This window comes from Intestinibacter sp., assembly GCF_022780145.1.
In the GTDB taxonomy this organism is placed as follows: Bacteria; Bacillota; Clostridia; order Peptostreptococcales; family Peptostreptococcaceae; genus Intestinibacter.
In genome coordinates this window covers 1-4,132 of sequence record NZ_JALEXO010000183.1, presented here as the reverse complement: position 1 = coordinate 4,132, position 4,132 = coordinate 1, and the positions used below count along the sequence as shown (strand labels likewise).

Sequence of the window (4,132 nt, the reverse complement as noted above, 5' to 3'; positions counted from 1 at the left end):
CATGTTTGTAGATAGTCTCTTTTTAATTTATGCTTTAACTAAAAGAGAGTGGCTATAAGACTAATTTTGCACTCTCTTTTTTGATATAATTATATTAGTTGAGGAAGGAGGAGTTATGAAGGATAAGACTTATTTAATATCGAAAATAGCGCTATTTGTAACGGCTATTATTTGGGGAAGTACTTTTGTAGTAGTAAAGGGAGCTACAGATACTATGCCGTCAAATTTTATAATGGCTGTTAGATTTACTGTGGGCAGTATAGTTTTAGGAATAATATTTAGGAAGAAATTTAAATTAATAGATAGAGGATATATAATAGGTGGTCTTGTGATGGGGGGCTCTCTTTGGATTTCTTTCATAGTACAGGTAGTCGGGTTAGCTTTAGATACTACTCCTGGGAAAAGTGCGTTTTTGACAGCTATTTACTGTGTTGTAGTTCCATTTTTATATTGGATTGTTTTTAGAGATAGACCTGATAAGTTTAATTTTATAGCGGCATTTATATGTATTATAGGAATAGGAATGGTATCTCTAAACGAAAAATTGACGATATCTGTAGGCGATATTTTAACTCTTATAGGCGGAGTATTGTCGGCAGTAAATATAGTTGCTATTGCCTATTATTGTAAGGATAGGGATGAATATCTTTTAACTTTTTTACAGATATTTGTAGTCGCCGTTATATCGTGGATAGCAACTATTGTAACTGGTTCATATCCGACTGTTTACAGTAGAGATGCATTTTTAGGAGTAACTTATTTAGGTGTATTTGCTACAGCGCTTTGTCTAGTGTTTCAAAGTATCGGTCTTAAAAATACATCTGCATCTTCGGCATCTATAATACTTAGCTTGGAATCGGTGTTTGGAGTTATTTTTTCTATTTTAATATATCATGAACAGATAACTTTAAAATTAGGTATTGGATTTTTACTTATATTTATCGCAGTTATAATATCAGAGACAAAGCTTAGTTTTTTATTTAAGAAAAAAGACAATATTTCAGAAGATGATAATTTGATTTAATAAATACTATTAAAGTATTAATATTTTAAAATCAAATTTGTTATGCTATAATAACAAATAGGGTAATTTTAAACGCAAGAAATAATATAAATGAGGAATTCGTATGAAATATAAATTGATAGTTTCAGACATGGATGGAACACTTCTTGGAGATGATCACCAATTAACTGAAGAAAATAAAATCGCCTTGAGTAAGGCTTTAGAAAAAGGTGTGAAAATAGTACCTGCTAGTGGAAGAATTTACGATTCTGCTAAGGAACATTTCGATTTTTTAGATATAAATACTCCTTTAATCGCATGTAATGGAGCGATAATTAAAGAAACAAAGACAAATAAGCTAATATACAAAAACAGCGTGCCAAATGATATTTGTTTAAAAATAATAGATGTTTTTGAAAAAAATGAAGTTTATTATCAGCTTTATTCAGAAACTACTATGATGTGTAAAAATCTTAGTTCTAAAGACAAACAAAAGACTAGAGAGAGATTAAAAAATTTCTTTAATGACAATGTAAATGTCCACTTTGGAGATGATTTAAAAGAAGAAGTTTCAAAGCATAAAATTTTAAAATTAATCGCAATAGATGACGATGATATGGATAAGCTTAGAAGAGTGAGAGAAGATCTTTCTAAAATTGAAGACATTGAAATAACTTCATCTTGGTATAATAATATCGAGATAATGCACAAGGGCGCAAATAAGGGAGAGGCGTTAAAGGCTTTGATAAAATATTTAGGTATAGATAGAGAAGAGGTTATAGCCTTTGGTGATAATTACAACGATTTACCTATGATAGAGCTAGCTGGACTTGGTGTAGTTATGGGAAATGCAGACGAAGCAGTAAAGGAAAAGGCAGACTATGTTACTTCTACTAATATGGAAGACGGTGTAGCAAAAGCGATTTATAAATTTTTAGAAATATAATTTTGATTAATTAGAAAATAGAGAGGATGAAAGTATATGAAATTATGGGGAGGCCGTTTTAGAAAAGGCGAAAATAAATTAATGGAGGAATTCAATAAATCTTTTGGATTCGACTGTGTTTTATACAAAGAAGATATAGAAGGAAGCTTAGCTCATGTATATATGCAAGTACAAGTTGGGCTTTTAACTGAAGAAGAAGGAAAACAAATAACTGATGGACTTAAGGGTATATTAGAAGATATAGAATCTGGAAAATTACCTTTAAGTGGAGATTACGAAGATATCCACAGTTTTGTTGAAATAAACTTAATAGAAAGAATCGGAGATGTAGGTAAAAAATTACATACTGCTCGTAGTAGAAATGACCAAGTGGCTGTAGATATGAGATTATACGCTAGAGAAAAAGCAAACGACATGATCGGTCATATAGCTAGCTTAAAGGAAACTATAAAAGAAGTAGCTGACAACAATTCAGTTATAATGCCAGGATACACTCATCTACAAAGAGCTCAAGTAGTTACATTCAAACATCATCTAATGGCATACTACAATATGTTTGATAGAGATGAAAAGAGAATAAAAAATGCTCTAGAAATACTAGATGAATCACCTCTAGGATCTGGAGCATTAGCAGGAACTACTCATAATATAGATAGAAACATCACAGCAGAAAAATTAGGATTTAAAAAACCTATGGACAACTTTATGGACGGTGTAAGTGACAGAGATTACCTTCTTGAACTTATGAGTGATTTTTCTATAATAATGATGCACTTGAGTAGATTAAGCGAAGAGTTAGTATTATGGAGTTCTCAAGAATTTAAATTTATAGAAATGGATGACCTATTCACTACAGGAAGTTCTATAATGCCACAAAAGAAAAATCCAGATGGTGCAGAGCTTATAAGAGGTAAGACTGGTAGAGTTTACGGTAACCTATTTGCATTGTTTACAGTAATGAAAGGTATACCACTAGCTTACAATAAAGATATGCAAGAAGATAAAGAAGGCTTCTTCGACAGTGTAAAAACTCTTGAAATGTGCCTACAAATCATGGAAGGTATGATAGGAACTCTAAAGGTTAGAGAAGATAACATGAAAAAAGCTGTTAAGGGAGGATTCTTAAATGCTACAGAAGTTGCTGACTACTTAGTTAATAAGAATGTTCCATTTAGAGATGCTCACAGCATAGTTGGACAAATAGTTATATACTGCGAAGACAATGACAAGGCTATAGAAGAATTAGAATTAGATGAACTATTAAAATTCAGTCCAGTATTTGAACAAGATATATATGATTTCATAGATTACAATAATATAATAGAAAAAGGAATTAAGAAAAACTTAAAATAATAAAGATAATAAAAAAGCTGTTGTATATGATTATTAAAAATAAACTCATATAACAGCTTTTATTTTTTACGTAAAAACACCCGGATTATTAGAAGTTTAGTCTGATAATCAAGGTGTAGTATTTACTATCTCTTTGGTTTTCTTTTTATATTATTAGAATTTTTTCTTTGAGTATTAGTGTTTTTAGTAGTTCTAGTATTTTTACTAGATTTAGTATTTTTACGTTTATTTTTGTTTGCTGTTCTTCTAAGTTTTTTTCTGTATTTTTTTCTCAATGCTATAAATAAAATGAATAATACAAATGCAAATATTAAAAATAAGATTATTTTAAATAGTATTTTGAAGAAATTGCTTTCTGTAAAGAATGCAAACTTACTATGTATTTCGCTAGTAGAGACTAAATCAATAGTTTTTTCTAATTTATTTCCATTGTAAACCTCTATTGTACCTACCTTATCACCTTTGTAAATTGGTAAATGATAGTCTAGATCTTCTTTATAAGAATAGTCAGAGGTAGTAGATTCACCTCTTTTTAACATTAATTTATAGCTAGCCTTTGGTTGATATATAAATTCTTTTTCTTTAGTAAATAACACTCTTTTTGTTTTTGTATATTCATCTTTATCAATTATTGTTTTAGAATAATAATTATCAAATCCATAATCTAATAATGTTCTTGAATCGACATATACATTAGTCCCTGAGCTTTTAAATACTGTAGCAATAACTCTCATATCGTTTTTTACGGCACTACTTAAAAGACATCTTCCTGCAAGATCTGTATATCCAGTTTTTATACCATCTACAATATCGTATTTTATAGGTATAGA

At 29.6% G+C, this 4,132-nt stretch carries 3 protein-coding genes and 1 pseudogene; 3 read left to right on the top strand and 1 reads right to left on the bottom strand.

Features of this window, described 5'->3' with window-relative positions; genetic code table 11:
- Positions 1-115 precede the first annotated feature (115 nt).
- The 3 genes from MR593_RS07285 (at position 116) to argH (ending at position 3,302) form a co-directional block, all read left to right on the top strand.
- Complete coding sequence (locus tag MR593_RS07285; RefSeq protein WP_290691411.1) at positions 116-1,024, top strand: DMT family transporter; 909 nt, start codon at positions 116-118, stop codon at positions 1,022-1,024.
- A 103-nt stretch (positions 1,025-1,127) separates the two neighbouring features.
- On the top strand, positions 1,128-1,949 hold the full coding sequence (locus tag MR593_RS07280; protein ID WP_290691408.1) for a Cof-type HAD-IIB family hydrolase: 822 nt from the start codon (positions 1,128-1,130) through the stop codon (positions 1,947-1,949).
- Positions 1,950-1,985: 36 nt separating this feature from the next.
- Positions 1,986-3,302 (top strand): argininosuccinate lyase, encoded by a 1,317-nt coding sequence (argH, locus tag MR593_RS07275; RefSeq protein ID WP_290691405.1) that lies wholly within the window; start codon positions 1,986-1,988, stop codon positions 3,300-3,302.
- Positions 3,303-3,427: 125 nt separating this feature from the next.
- Here argH and MR593_RS07270 read toward each other — a convergent pair.
- Positions 3,428-4,132: pseudogene (locus tag MR593_RS07270) on the bottom strand (D-alanyl-D-alanine carboxypeptidase family protein); the annotation flags it as partial.

What these genes read in the sequence shown, in the direction of transcription:
- MR593_RS07285 (WP_290691411.1), top strand. Translation starts at nt 116, where the DNA reads ATGAAGGATAAGACTTATTTAATATCGAAAATAGCGCTATTTGTAACG.
- MR593_RS07280 (WP_290691408.1), top strand. Translation starts at nt 1,128, where the DNA reads ATGAAATATAAATTGATAGTTTCAGACATGGATGGAACACTTCTTGGA.
- argH (WP_290691405.1), top strand. Translation starts at nt 1,986, where the DNA reads ATGAAATTATGGGGAGGCCGTTTTAGAAAAGGCGAAAATAAATTAATG.